The organism is Acidimicrobiia bacterium (assembly GCA_009694375.1).
GTDB lineage: Bacteria > Actinomycetota > Acidimicrobiia > Acidimicrobiales > VFJN01 > VFJN01.
On sequence record SHVB01000010.1, the window covers coordinates 1 to 24341 of the forward strand.

The 24341-nt window shown below is 67.3% G+C and carries 23 protein-coding genes; 13 read left to right on the forward strand and 10 right to left on the reverse strand.

Annotated elements, in window-relative coordinates; all coding sequences use genetic code 11:
* Nucleotides 1-1157 (forward strand): o-succinylbenzoate--CoA ligase (locus tag EXQ71_07660; protein ID MSO87380.1); only part of this gene is annotated, 1157 nt, incomplete at its 5' end.
* Between the two features lie 25 nt (nucleotides 1158-1182).
* Here EXQ71_07660 and EXQ71_07665 read toward each other — a convergent pair.
* A complete protein-coding gene (locus EXQ71_07665; GenBank protein MSO87381.1) occupies nucleotides 1183-2316 on the reverse strand; it encodes an acyl-CoA dehydrogenase in 1134 nt (377 codons plus the stop codon).
* A gap of 1 nt (nucleotide 2317) precedes the next feature.
* Here EXQ71_07665 and EXQ71_07670 point away from each other — a divergent pair, with 1 nt between their 5' ends.
* Nucleotides 2318-3517, forward strand: coding sequence for an acyl-CoA dehydrogenase (locus tag EXQ71_07670; protein MSO87382.1), 1200 nt, complete (start codon nucleotides 2318-2320; stop codon nucleotides 3515-3517).
* Here the strand turns inward: EXQ71_07670 and EXQ71_07675 are convergent.
* A complete protein-coding gene (locus tag EXQ71_07675) occupies nucleotides 3514-3936 on the reverse strand; it encodes a VOC family protein (GenBank protein MSO87383.1) in 423 nt (140 codons plus the stop codon). The two genes, EXQ71_07670 and EXQ71_07675, sit on opposite strands and share 4 nt — an antisense overlap.
* Nucleotides 3937-4052: 116 nt before the next feature.
* On the opposite strand from EXQ71_07675, the gene EXQ71_07680 reads away from it, so the two are divergent.
* Nucleotides 4053-4796 (forward strand): class II aldolase/adducin family protein, encoded by a 744-nt coding sequence (locus EXQ71_07680; protein ID MSO87384.1) that lies wholly within the window; start codon nucleotides 4053-4055, stop codon nucleotides 4794-4796.
* 1 nt (nucleotide 4797) lies between these two features.
* Nucleotides 4798-5991, forward strand: a complete 1194-nt coding sequence (locus EXQ71_07685) for an amidohydrolase (GenBank protein MSO87385.1) — start codon at nucleotides 4798-4800, stop codon at nucleotides 5989-5991.
* A 43-nt stretch (nucleotides 5992-6034) separates the two neighbouring features.
* Here EXQ71_07685 and EXQ71_07690 read toward each other — a convergent pair whose 3' ends face one another.
* On the reverse strand, nucleotides 6035-6844 hold the full coding sequence (locus EXQ71_07690) for an SDR family oxidoreductase (GenBank protein ID MSO87386.1): 810 nt from the start codon (nucleotides 6842-6844) through the stop codon (nucleotides 6035-6037).
* Between the two features lie 50 nt (nucleotides 6845-6894).
* On the opposite strand from EXQ71_07690, the gene EXQ71_07695 reads away from it, so the two are divergent.
* Nucleotides 6895-8058, forward strand: a complete 1164-nt coding sequence (locus EXQ71_07695; protein ID MSO87387.1) for a hypothetical protein — start codon at nucleotides 6895-6897, stop codon at nucleotides 8056-8058.
* A complete protein-coding gene (locus EXQ71_07700) occupies nucleotides 8055-9032 on the forward strand; it encodes a phosphotransferase family protein (protein MSO87388.1) in 978 nt (325 codons plus the stop codon). Before EXQ71_07695 ends, EXQ71_07700 begins: the two co-directional genes overlap by 4 nt.
* Before the next feature lie 9 nt (nucleotides 9033-9041).
* Here the strand turns inward: EXQ71_07700 and EXQ71_07705 are convergent, their stop codons facing one another.
* From EXQ71_07705 to EXQ71_07720, 4 genes are read right to left on the reverse strand one after another with little or no spacing between them, the layout of a single operon-like run.
* Nucleotides 9042-10688, reverse strand: a complete 1647-nt coding sequence (locus tag EXQ71_07705; protein ID MSO87389.1) for an acyl-CoA synthetase — start codon at nucleotides 10686-10688, stop codon at nucleotides 9042-9044.
* Between the two features lie 6 nt (nucleotides 10689-10694).
* Complete coding sequence (locus tag EXQ71_07710; protein ID MSO87390.1) at nucleotides 10695-11903, reverse strand: acyl-CoA dehydrogenase; 1209 nt, start codon at nucleotides 11901-11903, stop codon at nucleotides 10695-10697.
* Nucleotides 11900-13015, reverse strand: coding sequence for an acyl-CoA dehydrogenase (locus tag EXQ71_07715; GenBank protein MSO87391.1), 1116 nt, complete (start codon nucleotides 13013-13015; stop codon nucleotides 11900-11902). The genes EXQ71_07710 and EXQ71_07715 overlap by 4 nt, the downstream gene beginning before the upstream one ends.
* A 10-nt stretch (nucleotides 13016-13025) precedes the next feature.
* Nucleotides 13026-14339 carry a TetR/AcrR family transcriptional regulator gene (locus tag EXQ71_07720; protein ID MSO87392.1) on the reverse strand — a complete coding sequence of 438 codons (1314 nt, stop codon included), beginning with the start codon at nucleotides 14337-14339 and terminating at the stop codon, nucleotides 13026-13028.
* A 147-nt stretch (nucleotides 14340-14486) separates the two neighbouring features.
* Here EXQ71_07720 and EXQ71_07725 point away from each other — a divergent pair, with 147 nt between their 5' ends.
* From EXQ71_07725 to EXQ71_07755, 7 genes are read left to right on the forward strand one after another with little or no spacing between them, the layout of a single operon-like run.
* Nucleotides 14487-15770: an amidohydrolase gene (locus tag EXQ71_07725; protein MSO87393.1), complete on the forward strand. Its 1284-nt coding sequence runs from the start codon at nucleotides 14487-14489 to the stop codon at nucleotides 15768-15770.
* Nucleotides 15771-16187 carry a DNA-binding protein gene (locus EXQ71_07730; protein MSO87394.1) on the forward strand — a complete coding sequence of 139 codons (417 nt, stop codon included), beginning with the start codon at nucleotides 15771-15773 and terminating at the stop codon, nucleotides 16185-16187.
* Nucleotides 16184-17398 (forward strand): thiolase family protein, encoded by a 1215-nt coding sequence (locus EXQ71_07735; protein MSO87395.1) that lies wholly within the window; start codon nucleotides 16184-16186, stop codon nucleotides 17396-17398. Before EXQ71_07730 ends, EXQ71_07735 begins: the two co-directional genes overlap by 4 nt.
* 4 nt (nucleotides 17399-17402) lie before the next feature.
* Nucleotides 17403-18842 (forward strand): long-chain fatty acid--CoA ligase, encoded by a 1440-nt coding sequence (locus tag EXQ71_07740; GenBank protein MSO87396.1) that lies wholly within the window; start codon nucleotides 17403-17405, stop codon nucleotides 18840-18842.
* On the forward strand, nucleotides 18842-19660 hold the full coding sequence (locus EXQ71_07745) for an acyl-CoA thioesterase II (protein ID MSO87397.1): 819 nt from the start codon (nucleotides 18842-18844) through the stop codon (nucleotides 19658-19660). The genes EXQ71_07740 and EXQ71_07745 overlap by 1 nt, the downstream gene beginning before the upstream one ends.
* Nucleotides 19657-20658, forward strand: a complete 1002-nt coding sequence (locus tag EXQ71_07750; protein MSO87398.1) for a DUF2889 domain-containing protein — start codon at nucleotides 19657-19659, stop codon at nucleotides 20656-20658. Before EXQ71_07745 ends, EXQ71_07750 begins: the two co-directional genes overlap by 4 nt.
* Nucleotides 20659-20715: 57 nt before the next feature.
* Nucleotides 20716-21144 carry a PaaI family thioesterase gene (locus EXQ71_07755; GenBank protein ID MSO87399.1) on the forward strand — a complete coding sequence of 143 codons (429 nt, stop codon included), beginning with the start codon at nucleotides 20716-20718 and terminating at the stop codon, nucleotides 21142-21144.
* A gap of 20 nt (nucleotides 21145-21164) precedes the next feature.
* On the opposite strand, the gene EXQ71_07760 is transcribed toward EXQ71_07755, so the two are convergent.
* Genes EXQ71_07760 through EXQ71_07770 form a run of 3 tightly spaced genes read right to left on the reverse strand, consistent with a single transcriptional unit; the run spans nucleotide 21165 to nucleotide 24330 of the window.
* Nucleotides 21165-21473 (reverse strand): hypothetical protein, encoded by a 309-nt coding sequence (locus EXQ71_07760; protein ID MSO87400.1) that lies wholly within the window; start codon nucleotides 21471-21473, stop codon nucleotides 21165-21167.
* An 11-nt stretch (nucleotides 21474-21484) separates the two neighbouring features.
* Entirely contained in the window at nucleotides 21485-22681 is a 1197-nt protein-coding gene (locus EXQ71_07765; GenBank protein ID MSO87401.1) for a cytochrome P450, read from the reverse strand.
* Nucleotides 22681-24330, reverse strand: coding sequence for a long-chain fatty acid--CoA ligase (locus tag EXQ71_07770; GenBank protein MSO87402.1), 1650 nt, complete (start codon nucleotides 24328-24330; stop codon nucleotides 22681-22683). Before EXQ71_07770 ends, EXQ71_07765 begins: the two co-directional genes overlap by 1 nt.
* Nucleotides 24331-24341 lie beyond the last annotated feature (11 nt).

Consider the following 24341-nt stretch of genomic DNA (forward strand, 5'->3'; position numbering starts at 1 on the left):
TGGTGGCGGCGCGCCCGGACCTGCCCGAACTGCGAGTGATCGTGACCACCGGTACCCCCGAGGCCGGTTTGGTTTCCTGGGACGACGTCGGGGTGGGCGGCGACGAACCCATCCAGGTGCCCATCACCGGCGATGCCATGGCCGATCTCATGTACACCTCGGGTACCACGGGGCGTCCCAAGGGAGTAGTGGTGCGTCATCGCAACGCCGCCATGATGCCCAACGGCCTCCCCCGTTGGTCGGGGGCGGGGTGGCTGCACGCCTCGCCCATGTTCACCTTTGCCGGCATCGCCTCCACCTATAACCCCATGAAACTCGGGATGCGGCTGCTCTATCTACCCCGCTTCGATCCCGAGCAGTGGTTCGACGCGGTGGAGCAGCACCGTCCCGCGGCCACCTTCCTCGTGCCCGCCATGGCCGAGTTGCTGATCGGTAGCGCCCGCTTCGAGGGCGCCGACCTCTCGAGTATCACGATGTGTCCGCTGGGGAGCGCCCCGGTGTCGCCGTCCACCCTGGAGCGGCTGCAGGCGAAGCTCCCCAACGCCATGGTGTCCAACTCGTGGGGGATGACCGAAGCGGGCCCCGCCTTTTGTTTCATGCCGCCGGCGGAGCAGGCCAAGCGGGTGGGCTCGGTGGGTCGGCCCATGGCGCCCACCGAGTTCAAAATCGTGGACGATCAGGGCGAGGAGCAACCCGCCCGGGTGGTGGGCGAACTCTTGGTGAGCAACCCTGGCCGCGAGCGCGAATACTTCAACGATGCCGAGGCCACGGCCACTACCTGGCGGGAGGGATGGCTGCACTCGGGTGATCTGGCCTTTCTCGATGAAGACGGCTTCCTCTACATCGTGGGTCGTCAGAAAGACGTGATCATCCGGGGCGGCAACAACGTGCACGCCACCGATGTGGAGACCGTGCTCTACGAGCATCCCGCCGTGCGGGAGGCGGCGGTGGCGGGAATCGCTCACCCGGTCCTCGGAGAGGACGTCGCCGCCTGGGTGGTGGTGGTGGCCGGAGCCACGGTATCGGCGGAGGAACTCATCGCCGTGTGCGCGGAGCGTCTCTCGGATTACAAGGTGCCGCGACGCGTCACTTTCGTCACCGAACTGCCGCGCAACGCCACCGGCAAGGTGGTGAAGCACGAACTGCCGGGGCGCTAGTGGTCGGCGAACGCCGCCCGCACGGTCAGGCCGGGCCGATCACCAGATCGGCGAGGCGCTGGCGTTGCCATCCCTGGCGTCCGAAGAGCATGTCGTTGGCCTTCACCCGTCGAAACAACAGGTGGCAGTCGACGTCCCAGGTGAACCCCACCCCGCCGTGTACCTGAATGTTCTCGGCGGTGATCATGGTGGCGGCCTCGGCGACGAATCCCTTGGCGATGGCGGCGGCGGCTTCTCGCCCGGGGTCCTCCACCGCGCTCGCCCACCCGGCGTAGTGCGTGGCCACTCGGGCCAGTTCGAGTTGATGAAGCATGTCGACGATCTTGTGCTTGATCACCTGGAAGGTGGCGATGGGGCGACCGAACTGCACCCGATGTTTGGCGTACTCGGTGGCCATCTCCAGGGCTCGCTGGCTGGCCCCCACGCTCTCTGCGCACACGGCGATACCGATGTCGTCGATCACCCGGGCCAGCAGCGAGCGTTGGTCATGGGCGGGCCCCACGCGCCGCGACGGTCGGTCCTCCAGGACGAGGCGGGCGACCTTGCGCGTCACATCCAGGTTCGGCACCAACTCACCCTGGGGGTCATCGAGAGCGAAGGTCGCCAACCCGTCGCCGTCGCGCGCCACCACGTAGACCAGATCGGCGGTATGGCCGTCGATCACCAGTGGCTTCAGGCCATTGAGCAGCCACTGATCACCGCGCCGTCGCGCCGTGGTGGTGATGCTCTCGAGGGGGTTGCGGGTGCCGGTCTCCTCCACCGCCACCGTGGCGCGCTGCGAACCGTTGGCGAGATGGGGGAGCAGGAGGGGGTCGGGTAGGCGGCGGGCCAGGAGGGTGGCGGCGACCACCGACGACAGCCACGGGCCGGGGAGGGGGAGGGCACCGATTTCCTCGCTCAGGATCACCAGTTCGAGCATTCCTTGCCCGGCCCCGCCGTGGGCCACCGGCACCGCCAGGCCCGGCCAACCGAGGGCCACGGCCCGGCCCCACAGGGCATCGGTGTAGCCGCGCTCGTCGTCGAGCATCGCCCGGACGTATCCGCCGGTGGCTTCCTCGGCCAGGAATGAACGGGTAACAGACCGAAAGGCGTCCTGCTCGGGGCTGAACGTGAAGTCCACGGAGCGGATCTTAGGTGACGCTCTTGTTAGTTTGGCCAACGTGGACTTTGCGTATCAGGCTGAGGATGAAGCCTTCGGGGCCGAACTGCAGGCGTGGCTCGACGCCAACCTTCCCGACTTCATCGATCAGGGGGAGATCGGGGCCGATCACGGCGACGAGACGAGTCGCACGATGGCGAGGCGGCAGGCCTGGCAACAACGTCTGCACGAGGGCGGATGGGCGGCGATCAACTGGCCGCGCTCCTGGGGGGGCCGGGAGGCCACCACCATGCAGAACGTCGTGTACTCCGAGGTGATGGCCCGGGCGAAGACGCCGGGCATCTACAACGCCAACGGCATCTGGCAGATCGGCCCCATGATCATGCAGTGGGCTAGTCCGGCCCAGCAGCAACAGTGGCTCCCGGGGATCATTGCCGCCACCGACCATTGGTGCCAGGGGTTCAGTGAGCCCGAGGCGGGCAGCGACCTCGCCAACCTGCGCACTCTCGCCATCGCCGATGGTGACGAGTACGTGGTGACCGGCACGAAGGTGTGGACCTCCACCGCCCATCTGGCCCGCTGGGGCCTGTTCCTCGTGCGTACCGATCCCAGTGCCATTGCCCGGGGGGCCAAGCATGAGGGCATCACGGCGCTCATCGTGGACATGCACACGCCCGGGGTGCAGTGCCGTCCCATCCGGGAGATCACCGGCGAGGCCATGTTCTGTGAGGTGTCCTTCACCGCCGCCCGGGTGCCGGTGGCCAACCGCCTGGGCGAGGAAGGTGACGGATGGAACGTAGCCATGGGCACCCTCACCCACGAGCGGGCGGGGACGGGGGGCATCGCCATCGGTCTGCGGGCCGAACTCGACGAGATGATCGCAGCGGCGCGAGAGCACAACCCCGATGCGCTCCTCGCCCCCGACCTGCGCGACCGGATCGCCCGGATGTACGCCCAGGTGGAACTGACTCGTCTGCTGAACGCCCGGGCTCTTTCTAAGGTGCTCAAGGGCGAGCGGTCCTTCCCCGAAGCCCAGATCGCCAAACTTCAGTGGAGCCATCTTTCCCAGGCTCTTGCCGAACTGAACATCGATCTGCTCGGTCCGCTCGGCATCTTGGCCAAGGGAGGGCCCGAGGCAATTAACGGCGGCCACGCCGCCCACAACTATCCGTGGCAGCGATTCACCTCGATCGGGGCCGGCACCACGGAGGTGCAGAAAAACATCATCGCCGACCGGGCCCTGAAACTCCCGCGCCCTTAGTGGTCGGTGGGGGCGAGTAGTTCGAGGAGTTGGCCATCGGGGTCGCGCACCATGATGGCCACCCCGCCCACCGCGGTGTGGGTCAAGACCTCGCCGCCGTGGGCGAGGACGTTCTCGGCGGCGACGGTGAGGTCGGGCACGGAGAACGACAGGTGGGTGAGGCCAGGTTCGGTGAAGGAGCGTGGCCGCGCCGGGTCGTTGTGGGAGCGATCGAAGTGGAGCAGTTCGAGGGTGAAGTGACCGTGGAGGAGATAGACGGCCCGCAGGCCAACCGGTGCACTGATCTCGAGGAGTTGGCTGGCGGGGGCGTCGGGCACCGACAGGTCGTAGTGATGCACAAACCCCAAAACCTGCTCATAAAACGTGCGGGACCGTTCGAGGTTGGTCACGCACAGGCCCACATGGTTCACGATGGTCATGGACCGATCGTAGGCACCGCCGCCCGCCGCCGTCGTGGTGGCCGCTCCTTGGCTCTGGCTCCCGCCGTTGGACGCTGCGGTAGCCTCTCGCCGACCGCAGACCGGGAGGGGGTCCGATGAGTGGTGTTGAGAAACCGCGTCGCCTGATGGCACCCCCACTGCCGTCCATGACGCCCCAAGCCTCCGTGGCCCTGCTGGCCCGCATGCTGTTCCGGGAGGGGTACGACGACCACCTCGCCGGGCACATCACCGCCCGCCAACCCGACGGCACGCTACTGGTGAATCCGTGGGGTCTCACCTGGGACGAAGTGACCGCCAGCGACATCATGCGTATCGACGGCGATGGCCACGTACTCGAGGGCCGCTGGACCGTGACCCCGGCGATCACCTTGCACATCGAGCTGCACCGCCAACGCCCCGACATCGGGGTGGCTCTGCACAATCATCCGCGCTGGGGCACGCTGTGGGCTGATGCCCATCGGGTGCCCCCGGTGTACGACCAAACCTCCGCCATGATGCCGGGCGACCCAGCCCTCTACGACGACTTCGGTGGGTCGGTAGACGCGCTGGATAACGCTCGGGCCTGCGTAGCGGCGCTGGGCGATGCCAGCACCGCGTTACTGGCCAACCACGGCGTGTTGGTGGTGGGCGAGGACATGGCGCAGGCCCATCACCGCGCCGTGGTGCTGGAATGGCGTTGCCGACAGGCCTGGCACGTGGAGGCGATGGGCGGTGGGGTGCCGGTACGACCGGAGGTGTTCGAGCGCTTTGCGGCGCCCTTCGCGCAGGTCAGTTTCCCGGGGCTCTTTGAGGCCATGGCCCGACGCGAGCTACGAGCCGACCCGTCGATCCTGCAGTGACATGCCGGCGCTGAACCCCGAGTTGTTCCTCCCCGAACCGGAACCGCGTCACCGCTACGCCACCATCATCTCGGTCGACGATCACCTGGTGGAGCCGCCGGACATGTTCGAGGGCCGCTTGCCGGCATCGCTGCAGGAGCGAGCGCCGCGTGTCGTGCTCGACGGTCGGGGCCAGCAGGTGTGGGAGTTCGACGGGCAACGTCATAGCCAGGTGGGGATGAACGCGGTGGTGGGGCGTCGGCCGGAGACCGTGGCGCTGGAGCCATTTCGCTTCGATCAGATGCGGCCGGGGTGTTTCAACGTGGATGCCCGGGTGCAGGACATGGACCTGAACGGCGTGTGGGCGTCGATGAGTTTTCCGTCGATGATCACCGGGTTCTGCGGGCGGGTGTATTCGCAATGCTCAGACCCGACCCTGGGTTTGGCCACCACCCGGGCGTTCAACGACTGGGTGTATGACGCCTGGTGGCAGCCGCACCAGGACCGCATCATCCCGCTCGGGATCACCTGGCTCACCGATCCCGAGGTCGGCGCAGCCGAGATCCGGCGCAACGCGCAACGGGGCTTCCGGGCGGTGACCCTGCCGGAGCGCCCGCACCAGATTGGGCTGCCGTCGATCTTCGACGAGTACTGGGCGCCCATCCTGGAGGCCTGCGCCGCTACCGACACGGTGGTGTGTCTCCACGTGGGGTCCTCGGGCATGGGTGATATTCCCCCCGGTTGCGACCAGGCCATCGTCCCCCTCGTTGCCACGCTGTTCAGCCAACTCTCCCTGCAGGCCTGCACGGAGTGGCTATGGGCGGGGTGGACGGTACGTTTTCCAAACCTCAAAGTGGCGATGGCCGAGGGGGGAATCGGATGGGTGGCGATGCTGATCGACCGGCTCGAAAATCTGGTGGAACGCTCCGGTTATGGCATGGGTTGGGACGAGGATCCCGCCGCCGTGTTGCGCCGCAGTTTCTGGTTTTGCACCATCGACGATCCCTCCACGATCGACACCCGTCACACCATTGGGCTGGATCACATCATGGTGGAGGTCGATTATCCCCACGGCGACAGCACCTGGCCCAATACCCAAGCGGTGATCGAGCAGGCCTGGGGTCATCTGCCCCCGGCCGAGCGGCGGAAACTGTGCTGCGAAAACGCTGCCGCGCTGTTCCGCCACCCCTTGCCCGCTCTGGTGATCCCCCAATGACCGCCGGGGGGCTTGCCGAGGCGTCGGGCGAGCCGGTCCGGGTTCAGCGCGATGGGCCGAGGACGTAATGGCCGTGGTCGGGGTGGTGGTACCAGCCGGCGGCGGCCTGGGTGCCGCCGTCCACGTGAAGGGTCTGCCCGGTGACATACCTCGACAAGTCCGAGGCGAGGAACACCGCCGCCCCCGCCATTTCGTCGACGTGCCCCGCCCTTCCCAACGGCACCACCGCCGCGAAGGACGCTTCGGCCCCGGGGGGTGCCACCGAGGCCATGCCCTCGGTGAGGGTGATGTCGGGGGCCAGTGCGTTCACCCGAATGCCGTGGGGAGCCAATTCCAAGGCGGCGGTTTTGGTGAGGCTGATCACCCCGGCCTTGGCGGCGGCGTAGGCGGCGTAGCCGGGGGCGGCCCGGGTGCCCTCGATCGAGGTGATGTTTATGATGCTGCCGCCCTGGCCTGCCTCCACCATGGCCCGGGCCACCCGTTGGGTGCACAACAGCACCTGGCTGAGGTTGGCGCGCAGCAGGGCATCCCAGCCCTTCGGGGCCGTGTCGAGCAGGGGGGAGGAGAACACGCCCCCGGCGTTGTTCACGAGCACCGTGGGCGGGCCGAGTTGGCGAACGGTGCGGGCCAACGCCTCGTCGACCTGACGCTCGTCGCGCACATCGGTGGTGCAGGCCAGTCCGCCGATTTCCTGCGCCGCCGCGGCTGCGCTGGCTTCGTCCTGCTCCCAGATGGCCACGCGAGCGCCGAAGGTCGCCAAACCCTGGGCGATCCCGCGGCCGATGCCGGCACCCCCGCCGGTGACCACCGCCACCACGCCGTCCAAACTCGCCGCTTCCCTTTCCAGCACCATCGCTACCGACCGTACACACAATCCGTATCCGAATTCCCGAAAGGCCCTGCCTGATGACCACCCTCGGACCGTTGGTGCCTGCCGACGAGACGTTTCATCACCAGATTGTCGACACCTTCGCCACGGTGGGGCAGAGCGACCGGTCCTGGACCGAAAAGGTGTGCGCCATGGCGGCCCGCCGGGATGGGTCGGTGAGTCTGGCCTTCGGGATGGGCAAGTACCCCAACCGCGGGGTGCTCGATGCCTACGCCGGGGTGAGTCAGGGTCGCCAGCAGTGGACGGTGCGATCGAGCCGGGCGCTTATGCCGGCCATCGACCACCTCGAGACTGGACCCATCCGCTACGAGGTGCTCGAGCCACTCCAGCAGGTGCGCTTCAGCCTCGCCCCCAACGACGTGGTGCCCATCAGTTTCGAGTGGACCTTTCACGCCGCCGTGCCCGCCGCGCTCGAACAGCCCGAGCAGCATCGCAGTCGAGACGGGTTGCGCCTCGACGCCGACATCGTGCGCTACCACCAGATCGGTACCGCCCAGGGGTGGGTGGATATCGACGGTACCCGGCACGAATTCGACGACAGCAACGCGGTGTCTACCCGTGATCATTCCTGGGGTGTGCGTTACATGGTGGGGGAGCCGGTGGTGGATGTGGCCGACGCCTCCCGACCCCCGGGGGTTTCCACCACGGTGATGTGGTCGCCCATCTTGTGTGAGCGTCCCGACGGCAGCCGCTACGGGATCCACCTCTACTACCAACGCCACGGCATCGGTGATTGGCAACGGATCGAACTGCAGGGGGGGATCGAACACCCCGACGGCCGCCGGGAAGCCTTTGTGGCGGTGGTTCCCGAGGCCCAGGTGCAGAACGAAAATCGGCGACTCACCGCCGCCTTGTTGCACTGCACGATGGCCGATGGAACGGCGCGCCCGCTCACGGTGAGGGCCTTGGGCGATACGGGGTTCCATCTCGGGACCGGGCTGTACTTCGGCTTCGACGGCCATTGGCATGGCGAGTGGCGCGGGGATCTGCATGTGGACGGGGAGCACATCGCCGATTGCACCGAGCCCGCCACCGCCCATCGCATCCACCAAATGCGCGACAACCTCGTGCGCGTGGAGGATCCCGTCGGCGGGGGGGTGGGCATCGGCAATCTGCAGAGCCTCTTCGTGGGTCCGCACCCCGAGATGGGGCTCACCGAGGAAGCGAGCTTCATGTGAGCCTGAGTGTCTGCCGCGATCTCGACGATCTGCGCGCCGGGCTCGAGCGATGGTTGGGGCGTTCGGTGGGGTCGATCGAGCGCCCCACGCCGGGCTGGTCCTGCGAGACGCTCATCGTGGAACACGACCTGGTGATCCGTCTCCCCCCGCTGTCGGCGGGCATCTTTCCCGCCTATGACCTAGCGCAGCAGGCGGCGGTGCAGAACGCGGTGGGGGCGGCGGGGGTTCCCGTGGCGGGGCCCGCCCGCTACGAGCCCGACCCGTCGTTCCTCGGCGATCCCTTCGTGGCCATGCCCTGTGTGGCCGGGCCGATCCCCGGCGAGTTCACCCCCGCTGATGGCTGGCTGCTGAGCTTGCCCAGCGACGACGCTCGGCGCTCGCTGTGGAATGCCTTCCTGACGGCGGTCATGGCGATTCACGGGGCCGACCACCAGGGTCTGGGTCTGCGGGCCGGGCTCGCCGCCGAGTTGGATTACTGGGACCACTACCTCCTCTGGGCCACCGAGGCCGCCCCACCCCCCGCCCTGGCCGAGGCTCTGCGGTGGTGTCGGGCCAACCGACCGAAGGTGGAACCGGCCCCGTCGCTCCTCTGGGGCGACGTGCGCCTCGGCAACGTGATCTTCGCTGCCGACACCCACACACCGCTCGCCGTGATCGACTGGGACATGGCCAGTGTGGGTCCTGCCGAGATGGACTTCGGCTGGTTTCTGGCGCTGGAGACGTTGCAGACCACCCTCACCGGTCTCGCCATGCCCGGGTTTGGCAACCACCTAGACGCGGTGGCCTTGCTGGAGCAGGGGATCGCACGGCCCCTGGTGGACCTCGCCTGGTACGAGGTGTTCGCCCTCGTGCGCGCCAGTGCCATCTCCACCCGGATCGCGCAACTGTTCCAGGCCGCGGGCCAAGCCAGTCCGTTTCGGGTGGGTGAAGACCCAACCCTGGCGGCTGCTCTCGCCCGTATCGAGCGGGCCTAGCCGGCGGCGTTACTCCGGAGGGGTGAGCAGGCCGCCGCGGCCGGCGTCGATGAAGGCTTGGCGCAGGCGGGCGCGGTGGTGGGGGGTGAACACCTCGTAGGCCGAGGTGGGGGAGGGGCGCCACCAGATGGGGTCCGTGGCGTCCCAGCCCTGGGTCCGCAAGGGTTGGCGGTCCATTTTGCCGGTGGCGGTGAGGGGAATGGCCTCCACCACCCGCACGAACCGGGGGGCCCATTTCGTGCCGAGGTCGGGTTGGGTGGTGAGGAAGGTGGACAACGCCGCCGGGTCGATGTCCACCCCGGCTTCTGCTTCGATGGCTGCCATCACCTGATCGCCAGTGTGTGGGTCGGGTACGGCAAACACCACCACGGCGCGTACCCCCGGGAACCGTTCGAGGATCGCTTCCACCGGCGCGGTGGCGAAGTTCTCACCGTCCACCCGCAGCCAATCGGCGGTGCGGCCGGCGAAATAGAAGATGCCGTCTTCGTCCCGGTAGGCCAGGTCGCCGGACCAGTACCAGCCGTGTCGACTTCGCTCGGCGGTGGCGGCTGGGTTGGCGTAGTAGCCCTCGAAACTCGCCAGCCCGTCGCGTCCCACGATCTCGCCGGTGGCCTCTGCTGCGTTGAGCAGTTGTCGCTGTGGTCCGAACCGGACCGGCGGACATTCCACCCCGGTTTCGGGATTGATGACGACCACGTCTACCCCCTCGGCGGGGCGTCCGAGGGCCTCGGGGGGCATGCCGCGCACGGGTTGGATCACCACGCCGCCCTCGCTCGAGCTGTAGCCCTCCACCACGTAGCACCCGAAGCGACGGCGGAACTCGCGCCGGTCGCGCGGGGAAGCCTCCGATCCGAGGCAGAAGACAAGTTGATTGTGGGCGTCCTCATCGGTCTCGGGCACGGCAAGGAGATACGACAAGGCCCGTCCGACGTAGTTGAAATAGGTGCACCCGAATCGTTGGATGTCGGCCAGGAACGCCGAGGCGGAAAAGCGCCGCTTGAGCACCACCGATGCCCCCGACACCACGGCGGGGAACAGATTGGCCAGCAGGGCGTTGCCGTGGAACAACGGCATCGCGCAGTAGAGAACATCGTTGCTAGTAAAGGCCACCGCCGCTTTGGTGGCCGTGCGGGCGGCCCGACCCTGGCTCATTTGCACGGCCTTGGGGGCGCCGGTCGAGCCGGAGGTGAAGATGAGGAGATAGAGCGCCTCCGGCGCCGGCAACACGGCGGGTACGGTGGCGACGCGGTGGCGGTTGATGCTCTCCGCCCACGCCGGATCGTCGACAACGACCACCTCGATGCCGAGGTCGAGCCTGTCCAGTAGGGGCGCTTGGGTGGTGTCGGTGAGCACGACGGCGCAGTCGCTGTGGCGGATGTCACCGGCGAGTTCCTGGCCGCGACGAGTGGGGTTGATGCCCACCACCACGGTGCCGCTGAGGGCGGCCCCGCCGAGCAGGAACACGTACTCCGGTACGTTCTCCAGCAGGACCCCGACGTGCCGACCGGCGAGTTCGTGCTCAACGAACCAGGCCGCCCGCGCCGCGCCCTCGGCCACCACTTCGGCCCAGGTCCAGGTGGCATCTTCGCTCTGCAGGCCCCGGCTGTCGTCGTGGGCTCGGGCCGCTAGCAACGCCCCTATCGACTCGAGCGACATCGTCGCCTACTTCCGGGGGAGGCCGAGGATGCGCTCGGCGATGATGTTGCGCTGAATCTCCGATGCGCCGGCCGAAATGGTGTTGGCAAAGGAATGGAAGTACTGCTCCATCCAGGTGCCCTGGGGTTCATCCACGGCGTGGTGCCCATCGTTGGCCACGCCCCCGGCGGCGAGGGCATCGGCACCCTGGATTTCGGCGGCGACCAGGGAGACCCGCTGGCGGGCCTCGCTGGCGTAGAGCTTCATGAGGGCCTGCTCGGGGGCGCCAGCCCCGCGGGCAAACTTGGCGAAGCCGCGGTAGCCCAGGCAACGAGCCGCTTGGGTGTCGATGGCTACCTGCACGATCTGGTCCACCGCCAGGGTGCGTTCGATGGGGGTGAGTCGATCCAACAGGGCCGGTGCTTCCACCAGGAGGGTGGCCAGTGACTCCTCCAGGCCCATCACCGCATTCACCCACACCATGGCCCGTTCATGAGCCAGGGAACCGTTGGCCATGGCCCAGCCGTTGTTGAGCTCGCCCACCAGGTGGTGAGCGGGCACGGTCACATCGGTGAGGAACACCTCGTTCAGATCGGGCTGGTCGGGGTGGATGATCTCGGGGAGGGGCCGGACGGTGACCCCGGGCGTATCCATGGGCACGATGATGATCGAGATGCCCTGGTGCTTCGGGGCGTGGGGATCGGTGCGGCAGAACAGAAAGCAGAAGTCGGCGTAGTTGGCGCCCGAGGTCCACACCTTCTGCCCGTTGATCACCCACTGGTCCCCCTCGAGCACCGCACGGGTGGTGAGCGCGGCTAGGTCGCTCCCGGCGTTGGGTTCACTCATGCCCAAACAGGCGGTGGCTTCGCCCCGCAGGATCGGCATGGCGTAGTGGCGAATCTGCGCGTCGGTTCCGTAGTCGATGATGGAGGGAGCCACGATGCCGAGGCCCTGCACGTTGGTGGTGCGTGGCACGCGCGCTTTGGCGAGTTCTTCGATGTACACGAGCGACTCGATCGGCCCGGCGTTGCGCCCGCCGCGCTCGGGGGGCCAGCCCGGCACCAGCCAGCCCGCATCGAACATGGTGCGGGTCCAGCGGCGGGCCCACGGCGGGGCATGGCCGGTGGATACCGACGGCTCGGCGGCCATCTCGGCGGCGCTGGGCCGGTTGATGGCCAGCCACGCCAACAGTTCAGCCCGGAATGCCTCTACGTCATCGTCGAAGCGCAACTTCATGCGGGTGCCGCCAAGCCGAGGAGCTCCGCCAGGTGGGCGCGGTGATAGGCGGCGGTTCCGAGGAGGGCGTCGCCGGCTTTGGCCCGCTTGAGCAGGAAGTGCAGGTCGTGCTCCCAGGTGAAGCCGATACCTCCGTGCAACTGGAGCGCGTCGCGCACTACCAGCCGTTGACACTCCCCGGCGGCGGCTTTGGCCATGGCCACTGCGACGGCTCGACGGTCGTCGTCCTCGGCGATGGTGAGGGCGGCGAACCAGGCCAGCGAGGCGGCTCGCTCCACGGCCAGGTAGAGGTCGGCCAGGCGGTGTTTCAGGGCTTGGAACGATCCGATGGGCCGACCGAACTGTTCCCGTTGCTTGGCGTAGTCAAGGGTGATCTCGAAGAGGCGGCGACAGGAGGCAACGGTGGAGCAGGCCAGGGCGGTGACCGATGTTTGCAGGGCTCGCTCGATGGCTAACGCCGCCGCCGGGTCGCCGGGCTCGAGCAGGACGTCCTCGCCCCCCACCGTCAGGTCGTTGAGCAGCACCGTGGCGATAGGCAAGGTGGGGTCCATGACCTCGATGGGGGTGGCCACCACGGCGGCGGCGGGCACCACAAAGGCCCCGACTCCGTCGTTTCCTTGCGCCACCACGGCCAGCCAATCGGCGGTGGTGCCGTCGAGCACGTGCGATTTCACGCCGTTGAGCACCCAGTCGCGGCCATCGCGTCGGGCCGTGGTGCGCATGCGGGGGCGGTGCCACACCCCATCTTCGGCCAACGCCAGCGTGCCGGTGCCGGTGCCGGCGGCGATCTCGTGGAGGAGTCGGGTAGATCCCGCCTCCCGCAGGAGCGGGACGAACTGGGTGAGCGTGGCGAGCAACGGTGTGGGGGCCACCGCCCGGCCGAGTTCCTCCACCACGATGGCCAGTTCCACCATGCCTAAGCCCATCCCGCCGTGTTCCTCCGGGATGGTCAGGCCAGGCCAGTCGAGCTGCACCAATTGGCCCCACAGGGCGGTGCCGTCCCCGGTGCCCTCGTACACCGCCCGTACCACCGTCGCCGGGCACGCCGCTTCCAGCACGGCCCGGGCATTGGCTCGCAGTTCGAGTTGGTCGGTGGTGAATTCGAAGTCCATAGGGGTTTGCTTACTCGGGTTGGACTAACAAGCCGCGACGGATAGCGGTGATCATCGCCTCGATAGCCGGTGCGGGGGTGGTGAAGTGCAGCGTGTACACGCTGTAGGGCACTCGTTCGATCAGGGCCAGCAACATCACCGCATCCACGGCGGGATCACCGAAGGGGCGTTGCGACAGGAGGCGCACGAGGCGGGTGTACACGGAGGTGGCTACCTCCCGCGAGAAGACGGCCAAGCGCTCGTTGGTCTGCATTTCTTGCCAGGTGCTGATGATCCCGCCGTCGCGCTCGTAGATGGCGAACCACTCCACTAGCCATCCCCGGAGGTCCTCTATGTTCCCCTGCGGGTCGAGGTGCAGCCGGTCGAGGTGATCGATCATGTGACCGGAGGTGGCTTCGGCGAGAACCTGGAAGAAGTCGTCCTTGTTGGTGAAGTAGCGGTAGAAGGTGCCGTGGCTCACGCCCGCGGCCGCCACCACATCGTCGACGCGGGCATCGTGGTAGCCCCGGGCGGGAAGCACCTGCGTCCCGGCCTCCAGCAGGCGTTGGCGGGTGCGGGCGCCCCGGCGCGCCAAGGGGCGCTCCACCGGCGGGGTGGCGGGGGACGTTGCGGGGGCCGAGGTGGTTCGGCCCGGCCGCCTGGGTGGGGCGGGCAGCAGGTTCACCCCGGCGATGGGCCCGGCGAAGATTCGGTGCAGCAAGGTGGCCACCCCGGCCACGAGGGGTTGGCGGCTCATGCCGCTGGGGGTCTGCTCGGCGAAAAAACTGCAGCGGATGAGCACGGCGACCAAGCCGGTCACGAGGGTGCCTTGGCGAGGATCAGCGGGCGCTCCGAAGGCCCGCAACAGCGCCAGGCCGGTTTGATCACTCACGGCGCTCGAGCGCTGGGCTTGGGGGGCATGCCCTCGGCTGGCGGCCTGGAACGAGGCGAAGACCGGGGCCCACGCTTCGTGCAGGTCCATGAACTCGCCGATCCATTCGGTGAGGCGGGCCAGTCCGGCGGCGTCGGGTGTGATCCTCGGGAGAGCGGTAGCGAGGTGCACGATCTCCTGGCCGAGTTGGCCGGCGAGGGCCCAGAACACGTCGTCCTTGCTGGAAAAATACTGGTAGAAGGCGGGGCGGGAGCAACCGGCCCGCGCCGTGATGAGTTCAACCCGAGCCCCGCTGAAACCCAACTCTCCGAATACCTCGATGGCGGCGGCGAAGATGCGGCGTTGGGTGTCGCTCCCGCGCTCGCCGACCACGGGGTTGCTTCCGAACGGTGGCCGCCGCCGGACTTCCTCGGCTAGGGGCGGAACGCTGCTCAGATCTCTTGGCGGGGCCATGGTTGGTGGTCGTGATTCGGCGTTGTTCGCAGCGCGGGGATGGGTTTCGCCGGCACGTCCCCTCCCGTCTGTAGTGCGTGTTGCGGGGCCGATAGGAAAGGCTAATCTAACAGCGCTGTCATATTGGAATCTCCGAGGGGAAGCCGCATGCACGTTGATGATCTGATTCTGGTGAGCGTCGATGACCACGTGGTGGAACCGCCGGATCTCTTCGAGGGGCGCTTGTCCAAGGCGGCGGCTGCCCGGGCTCCGTTCATCAAGGTCATGGACAACGGCCGCGAGGTGTGGATGTTTGAGGGTGCCGCGCTCCCGAACGTGGGGCTCAACGCCGTGGCGGGTCGGGTGCCGGAGGAGTACGGCGTGGATCCGCTGGCTTTTTCGGAGATGCGCAAGGGGTGCTGGGACATCCACGCGCGCATTGACGACATGAACGCCAACGGGCTGCTGGGGTCGCTCAACTTCCCGAGCCTTACCGGTTTCACCGGGCAGTTGTTTTACACCTGCCCCGACCGGGAGATCGGCCTGGAACTCCTTCAGGCCTACAACGACTGGCACGTAGAGGAGTGGTGCGGCACGTATCCCGGTCGCATGATCCCGTTGTCGATCCCACCGATCTGGGACGCCGAGATCATGGCGGCCGAGGTGCGGCGGATGGCCGAGAAGGGCTGCCACGCCGTCACGTTCTCCGAGAACCCGGAGAAGCTCGGCCGCCCTAGTTGGCACAGCGATTTCTGGGATCCGTTCCTCCGGGCGTGTGAGGAAGTCAATACGGTGATCTGTCTGCATATCGGGTCGTCATCGGAAATGGTGATCACGTCGATGGATGCGCCCATCGACACCATGATCACGCTGCAGCCGATGAACATCGTGAAGTGCGCCGCCGACCTTGTCTGGTCGCCGGTGTTCCGCAAGTTCCCCCGGCTCAAGGTGGCGCTGAGCGAGGGCGGTATCGGGTGGGTGCCGTATTTCCTCGAGCGGATTGATTACGTGTACCAGCACCATCACGCATGGACGAACCAGGACTTCGGCGACAAGCTTCCGAGCCAGGTGTTCAACGAAAACGTCCTCACCTGTTTCATCGACGACGCCGTGGGCATCGAGGTGCGGAATCACCTGAACCCGAACCAGATTCACTGGGAGTGCGACTACCCCCACTCCGACTCCACCTGGCCCAACTCACCCGAGATGGCCATGAAGTTCCTCGGGGCTCTGCCCGACGAGGACATCAACCGCATCACGCACCTCAACGCCATGGCCAACTTCACCTTTGACCCCTTCGCTCACCGACCCCGTGAGGAATGCACCGTGGGGGCGTTGCGGGCGCAGGCCATCGATGTGGATACCACCGCCATTAGTCACGGCACGGGCAAGTTCCAGGACGAGGGCATCGTCACGGCGATCACCCTCGCTGAACGCTTGGGCGGGAGGTAGTTGGCGGATCTCCCGTTTCGGGTCCTGCCGCGGCTCGATGACGAGAATCGTTTCTTCTGGACGGCTGGGGAACGCGGCGAACTTCGCTTTCTGCGTTGTCAGGCCTGCGGTTACTACCTGCACCCACCGCTGCCGCGTTGCCCGGAATGTGGGAGCCGGGAGGTGGCCCCCGAGGCGGTGAGCGGGCTCGGCGAGGTCTACTCGGTGACGGTGAATCATCACTCCTGGGATGGCGGCCGCGAGCCCTACGCCATCGCCATCGTCGGCTTTCCGGAGCAGGCCGACCTGCGGATGACCAGCAACGTGATCGGTTGCCCGCCCGAGCAGGTCTGCATCGGCATGGCGGTGCAGGTCACCTTCGAGGCGCACGATGATGTGTGGTTTCCGCTCTTTACCCCCGTGGCGGCGAGCGGTTGACCGAGTTCGAGCGCCGGGCGGTGATCTCGGGCATCGGGCAGTCGGCCGTGGGGCGTCGGCTGGGACGAGGAGGCCTGGATCTCACCATCGACGCCTCGCTGGCGGCGGTGGCCGATGCGGGGATCACGCTGGCCGAGGTGGACGGTTTGGCTACCTATCCTGGCGGTGGGATGGGCGGGGCCGGGTTCGCCGGACCCGGTTCGCCCGAGGTGCAAGAGGCCCTGCGGCTCAAGCTGAACTGGCACTCCGGGGGCATCGAGGGGGCGGCGCAGATGGCGGCGGTCCACAACGCCGTGTTGGCTGTCGGGGCCGGCTTAGCTCGCCACGTGCTCGTGTACCGCACGGTCACCGAGTCGAGTGAACAGGGTACGGGGGGGCGGCAGGGCATCGGCATGGGTGGTCTGGGGATGGGGGGCGGCGGCAAGGCCCCGAAGATGGGGGGGTCGTTCCAGTGGAACATTCCCTTCCGGGCCTATTCGGCGGCCAACTGGTTGGCGCTCAACGCCCAACGTCATTTCCATGAGTTCGGCACCACGCCGGAGCAGATGGCCATGATCGCCATCAACGCGCGGCGCAACGCCGGGCTGAACCCCCAGGCCGTGTACCGCGACCCGATGACCTTGGACGACTACTTCGCCTCCCGAATGATCACCACGCCGTTCCATCTCTTCGATTGCGACGCCCCGGTCGACGGGTCTACCGCCTTGGTGGTGTCGGCGGTGGGCCATGCCCCCAACGTGGATCATCCCGTGGCCCGCGTTGATGCCATCGGCTCGGCCCTGCGGGGTCGGCCATCGTGGGATCAGTACGACGATCTCACCACCATGGCGGCCCGTGACGCCGGCGCCCATCTCTGGACGCGCACCGACCTCACGCCTGCTGATGTGGATGTGGCCGAGTTGTACGACGGCTTCAGTTTCCTGGCCATGACCTGGCTGGAGGCACTCGGATTCTGCGGCAAGGGCGAATCCGGGCCGTTCATCGAGGGGGGAGAGCGGATTGCCCTAGCGGGCGAACTGCCGCTGAACACCCACGGAGGCCAACTTTCTGCCGGGCGCCTCCATGGATTCGGCTTCATCCATGAGGCGGTGCTGCAATTACGGGGCGAGGCCGGGGCCCGGCAGGTACCCGGCAAGACCGTGGAGGTGGCGGTGGTGGCCAACGGTGGCGGCCCGATTGCGGGCGCCATGCTCCTCACTCGAGAGGCATGAGCGCATGACGCTGTTGATGCTGCTGGAGATGATTGTGGCAGCGATGGCCGACCGTCGGGGCATCGGTACCGCCGAGCGCGGGCTCACCTACCAGCAGTTGTACGACCGGGCCGGGGCCGGAGCCGAGGTCATTCGGCGGCACGGGGCCCAGCATCTCGCCTATGTGGCGGCAAGCGATCTGGCCTTTCCGGTGGCCCTGTTTTCGGCGGCCTGGGCGGGTGTGCCGTTTCTTCCCCTCAACTATCGCCAGAGCGCCGAGTCGCAGCGCGCGCTGTTGGCGCAGCACGACGACGTCTTGGTGATCGCCGATGCTCCGGCGGGCGAGGGGCTGGAGCGGGCGGGGTTTACGGTGCTCTCGGTGGAGGAATGGAATACCGCTACCGCGTCGGTGGTGGAGGCTGCCCCGAGCGAGACCGACGGAGACGACGTGGCGGTGTTGCTCTACACCAGTGGCACGACCGCTGATCCCAAGGCGGTTGTGCTGCGCCACCGCCATCTCAGCGCCTACGTGATCGGGTCGGTCGATTTCGCCGCCGCCCCGGTGGAGGATGCCAGCTTGGTGAGCGTGCCGCCGTATCACGTGGCCGGCGTGGCCAACGTGGTGTCGAGTGTGTACGGCGCCCGACGGATCGTCTACCTGCCCGCCTTCTCACCGGAGGCCTGGCTCGCCACGGTGGGTTCGGAAGGCATCACCCACGCCATGGTGGTTCCCACCATGCTCGCCCGGGTACTTGAGCAGTTGGGTGACCACCAGATCGCCACCACCCCTACCTTGCGGTCGATCGCCTATGGCGGTGCTCGGATGCCCATCACCGTGCTCACCCGGGCGCTGGCGGCCTTCCCCACCACCGACTTCGTGAATGCCTATGGCCTCACCGAAACAAGTTCCACCATTGCGGTACTCGGCCCCGAGGACCACCGGAGTGGTGAGCGACTCGGCTCGGTGGGGCGAGTGGTGCCCGGTGTCGAGGTGGAGGTTCGCGATGGCGAGATCTGGGTTCGGGGTGATCAGGTCTCGGGGGAATACCTCGGCCATGCCGTGGCCCTTGATGCCAACGGGTGGTTCGCCACCCGGGACCGCGGCTGGGTTGATGCTGAGGGCTACCTTTTTATCGATGGACGCGCCGACGACACCATCATCCGCGGCGGCGAGAACATTGCCCCCGCCGAGATCGAAGATGTGCTGCTGGCGCATCCGGCCGTAGGGTCGTGCGCGGTGGTGGGGATTCCTGATGACGAGTGGGGTCAGCGCATCGGTGCGGCGGTGGTCTTGCGGCCCGGGGCCATCGCGGCGGCGGAGGAACTTCAGGAATGGGCCCGGGCTTCGCTACGCTCGTCCAAGACGCCCGATGTGGTGGTCTTTTGTCACGACCTTCCCCTCACCGACACCGGCAAGGTGCTGCGTCGTGTGGTGCTGGCGGATCTACTGGAGAGCGACCGCTGATGGCCTTTGGTCTCCACGATCTGCTGGCCTGTCTGGAACTCCGGGCGGTTCGTGATGGGGTGATGGAGGGATCCAACCTCGACATCGGGTACCACCGGGTGTTCGGAGGGCAGATCTTGGCGCAGGCGCTCATGGCCGCCGCGACGGCGTCGCCGGACAAGTCGGTGAAATCGATCACGGTGCTGTTCCCCCGGGAGGGGGATACGGGTCAGCCCATGCAGTACCGAGTGGTCAAAACCCACGATGGCCGCACCTTCGGCAGCACGGAAATCACGGCACAGCAGGGCGACAAGGTGATCGCGGTGGCGCTGGTCTCGATGCATATCGCCGAGGCCGGCCCGTACCACAGCCACGGGCCGCCTGAGGTTGGTGGTCCCCACGACGCGGTGGCGCACACGTACCCGATGATTCCCTGGGAGGTGCGTAGCGTCGGGGGGGTGGATTTGGCCAGTGACGCGATGGGCCCGGCTTCACTGGAGTTGTGGATGCGGGTGGCGGACGTGCCCGCCGAGGCGGCGGTGCATCAGGCGCTGCTGGCCCATGCCAGCGATCTCACCCTCATCGGTACGGCCCTGCGCCCCTTCGAGGGTCTGTCGCAGGCCTCCTCCACGGTCAGTTTGCACACGGCGGTCACGTCGCACTCGTTGTGGTTCCATCAGCCCTTCCGGCTGGATGAATGGGTGCTGATCGCCCAACACAGTCCGCTGGTGGCCCACGGGCGCGCCTTCGGCCGTGGTGATGTGTTCGGCGCCACCGGCGAGTTGGTGGCCTCCTTCGCCCAGGAGGCGATGGTGCGTCCGATAGCGGGGCCGTCATGACGGCGCGTTCGATCTTGGTGGCATCGCTGCCTACCGGGCCGCGCCATCCGCTCTCGGGCACGCCAGCGCGCCAACGTCCCTCGGTGCGGCGCACCACCACGGTCGACCAGCGCCGAGGGGAACCAGGTGAGCCGACGGTGGTGGTGGCGGCGGGCCGTGATCTATTGACCAAGGCCGACGGCACGGTGGTGGTGGTGGATGAGATAAAGGTGCGGGTGGCCATCGACGCCACCGGCCACATCGGTGCGATCGAGACGGATCCCCCCGTCCCGGCGGTGGCGTTGCTCATCGGAGCCCACGCCAGCCAGGGGTTTCGACGGCGTCTGGACGAGGCGCTGGACAGTCAGCGGACCGGTGCCACGGTGCTGCATCAACTCCTCGACGACCTACCCATGGCGGCGTTGATCTCCAGTTACGGATCCGCCCGCGAGATGGACGACGACTGGCAGATACCCCCATCCAGTGCCGAGGGACTGGCCGATTTGTGCGCCGGCTGGGAGCGGGGTGCCACCATGCTCGGGACCCTCGAATCCACCGGTATTTTTCCGATCCCGGTGGGCCCACCGGCCCCGGATTTGTCGTCGTCGGATGATCCGTTGGCCTGGCACGACATGGAGCCGATGGATCCGCGTTCGGTTCGCCGCCGTCGCCGTCTCGATCTCACCACCGGCGAGGTGCTGTTGCTCGACGTTCATTTCCGCGACAGTCACATGGGGCTCGATGCCGCCGAGGAGGTGCTGCACGAGTACACCCTGGCCGCTACCTTCGACCCCCAGCATCTGGTGGTGCTGTCCTCAGAGGCGGTGGCTCACACCCTCCCCTGGCCCGAGTGCCCCCGGGCGTTGGCGAGCGCCGGGCGGATTGTGGGGGAGTCGGTGGCCGATCTGCCGCGGAAGGTACGCACCGAGTTTTCTGGCCTCACCACCTGCACCCATCTGAACGATGTCTTTCGCTCATTGGCCGGCGTCGTGCCCCTGGCGGCGGCTCTCTCCGGATGACCGAGGCCCCGTGGTGAGTGCGCCTGTATCCCACCCCCACTCTGGCAAGGAGTATCCATGAGCGACGTGGCCGCTGATATTGCGCGACACAAGGCGGTGTTGGCCTCGGGTCACCATCTCCTGAGCGGGTTTGCGACCACCGATGTGGAGGTGGCCGGGGCGGACCTGGCGGTGGAGTTGCCGATCACGGAATACCTCACCGGCCCGCGTCGGGCACTGCATGGAGGGCTCGTCGCCACGTTGGCCGACCTCGTCGGTGGCCGTATCGCCATGATGGGTCTGGATCAGCAGAGCATCGTGGTGACCAGCGATATGACCCTGCACTACCTCGGTCCGGTAACGACCACGGCGCACGTGGTCGGTCACGTGTTGCGCCGCGGAACGCGGGCGGTGGTGGTGCGGGTAGAGGTGTACGACGAGCGCGACGGTCCACTGGCGGCGGCGTGCCAACTGGCCTTTACCGTGGTCACTCCCCGGCCGGCCTGATGGCGACGGGTGGTGGTGGGCTAGTCCGAGGACGGCAGAGGCTTGGTGCCTTTGATGAACAGTGGTTCGTCGCCGATCGACAGGGGGCCCTCGCCTCCCTGGGTGCAGAGGAGTTCGAGGCCTAGGTCGTCGTCGGCGTAACGCTTCCCCAGCAAAGCGGCGTCGCCTGCGACGGTGCGGGGTTGGTGGTCACCTCCGCTGCCGAAGGGAGCCATGGAGGCACCGCCGCAGCGTAGGTCAATCTCGACGGCCTCCTTCGGGCTCTTGACCACCACCACCTGGGTGTCGCAGGTGGTGCTCTCGAGGCGCAGACCGGGGCGAAGTTCCATGGGCTGATCTCCTAACGGATGGTGACCGGGACCGATGATGGCCCAGCCACATTGGCCATGTGGACGTACTGCACCGCCTCGAGGTCTACCTGCAGGTGGGGCCAGCGCCGGTAGAACTCGGTGAAGGCGTAGGTGCCTTCGAGACGGGCGAGGTGCGCCCCGATGCAGTAGTGGATGCCGTGCCCGAAGGAAATCCCCAGCGGCCCTGTGCGGGTGATGTCGAAGCGGTCGGGGTCGGGGTAGGCCCGCTCGTCACGGTTGGCGGCGCCGGTCACAATCAGCACGGGCTGCTGGGCGGGAATGGTGACCCCGTGGAAGGAGCGGTCGTGGAGGGAGTAGCGCCCCTGGTACTGCGAGGGTGCCCGCCAGCGCAGCACTTCCTCCACCGCCGGCGCGGCCAAGGTCGGATCGGCCTGCAGTCGAGCCAACTCGTCGGGGTGCTCGGCGAAGGTCATGATGCCGCTGCCCACCAGTTTGGTCACGGTCTCGCTACCCGCCGCCGTGAGCAGGGAGATGAAGTGGCTGATCTCTACGTCGGTGAGGTGCTCCACCGTTCCGTCGGGTCGCTCCACCTGGGCCCCGATGAGGTGTCCGATCATGTCGTCGGAGGGATGGGCGCGTTTATCGGCCACCAGATCCTGCGTGTATTGAGTGAGGGCCATCACCGCTTCGATGCCCGCGGGGGTGGGGAAGGGGCTGCCCAGTTCGAGTTCGAGCATACGATCGGTCCAGTGGCGGATCTGCTGGCGGTCGCCCGCGGGCACCCCCAGGATCGTGCAGATGACCTCCACCGGGAATGGCCCGGCGAAGTCGTGCACGGCGTCAAAACTCTGATGGTCGGCCAGGGTGTCGAGGAGGGTATCGATCACCTCGCGCACGACGGGTTCCCACTCGGCGATGCGGCGGGGGGTGAAGGCCCGGTTCACCAATTTGCGGAGCCTCTCGTGCATCGGCGGGTCGGTCATGATCATCATGCCGGTGGTGTGGGCGACCGCCCCGAACTCGGCGCTGCACAACTGCGCCAGGTTGAGTCCGCGGGTAGAGGTGTAGGTGGCGACATCCCGGTGCACCTCCACACAGTCGTCGTAGCGAGAGACGGCCCAGAAGCCGATCTTCTCGTTGTGGTACACGGGGGCTTCGTTGCGCAACCACCGGTACATCTCCCACGGGTTCTCGAAGAACTCGGTGCTGAGGGGATCGAACTCCATCAGGGTTCGTTGGCCTCGGCGTGGCGCTCTTCGAGAAGGGCGGTGAGGCGACGACGGTCGATCTTGCCGGAGTCGAGCCAGGGCAAGTCGGTCTGGTCGGCGAATACCTCGATGTGGCGAGGCACCTTGTAGGAGGCGATCGCCTCTTTCACCCGGCGTCGGGCCTCGTCGGGGGGCAGGGTGGCGTCAGGTCGCAGGGCAATGGCCGCCACCACATCCTGGCCGCGCACCGCGTGCGGTACGCCCGTGACGAAGGCCATGGTGACCTCGGGCATGGCTTCGAGCACCAGTTCTACATCGCGCGGCGTGATGTTCATACCCGACGACTTGATGAGATCGCCCAGCCGCCCGGTGAAATAGAAGTGGCCATCGGCATCGAAGTGGCCTCCGTCGCCGGTGCGGTACCAGCCGTCGGGGGTGAAGGTGTGGTCTCGCTCCGTCTTGTGGAGCCCCAACATGAGGGAATAGCCGCGTAGCCACAACTCGCCACTTTGGCCTACGGGAACGTCCTCGAGGGTGACGACGTCCACGATCTTGTGTTCCATACCTGGCACCGGAAAGCCGAAGGACCCTTCCTTGTCGGGGGGGAGCGGATGGTCTTTGGCGTCGAAGGTATGCGGTCCGAGCGTTTCGGTCATGCCCAGGGAGTTGGCCTTGGGCACCTCGGCGGCGGCTTGAGCGGCCTGGGGGAGCAAGGCGGTGTAGGAGCCCGACCGCAGGCTGGAGAGGTCGCGCTCGGCGAAACTGGGGTGGTCGACGAGGGCTTTGGCCATGTGGGGCCAGCCGAGCACTTGGGTGATCCGCTCCTGCTCGATGAGCGCCAGGGTGGTCTCCGGATCGAACTGTTCTTCGAACACCAGGGTGGCTCCGGCATGCAGCGCGGCGACGAGGGTAAAACTGAAGCCACCTACCCAGAACAGCGGCATGGGAGTGTAGAGCACGTCGCGATCGATGAGATCACGCATCTGCCACAGGTTGTGGGCATGGCGCACGGTGGCTCCGTGGGAATGGATGGCCCCTTTCGGATCGGCCGTGCTGCCCGAGGAATAAACCACCACCATCGGGTCGGCGGGGGTGACCTCGGACTCGCACTGGCGCAGCAGACCTTCGCTGACGGCGTTGGCTCGATCCTCCAGGACGGTGATGGGCAGCGACCACGCCGGTCGAGCCTCGCCCCAGGTCCACACGCTGCGGAGGTAGGGGTGCGACTCGAGAAAGATGCGCTCGGCCGGCTGTTCGGCTAACCCGGGGATCGCCGTTTCGAGGCGGTCGAGGTAGTCGTGGCCGAGGTGACTTTCCACGGTGAGCAACATCTGGGCATCCGCGTGGCGCAGCACCCAGCCCAACTCGGCGGCCTTGTTGTAGGTGTTCAGCAGGATCGCCACCGCGCCGATGCGGGTGATCCCCAGCCACCCGATGATCCACTCGGGACTGTTGCCCGCCAGCAGTGCCACCCGGGTGCCTTTGCCGGCCCCGGCCGCCAGGAGCCCGCGGGCGAGGCGGGCCGAGCGCTCGTCAACTTCGGCATAGGACAGTCGCTGGTGGCCGAGCACCGCCAGGGTCTTGGGCCCCCACTGCAGCGCGCTGTTCCGGATGAGGGCACCGCTGGTGGGGATGAAAGCGGGGAAGGAGGTCGTGCGTGGGGTCATGGGGATGCCTG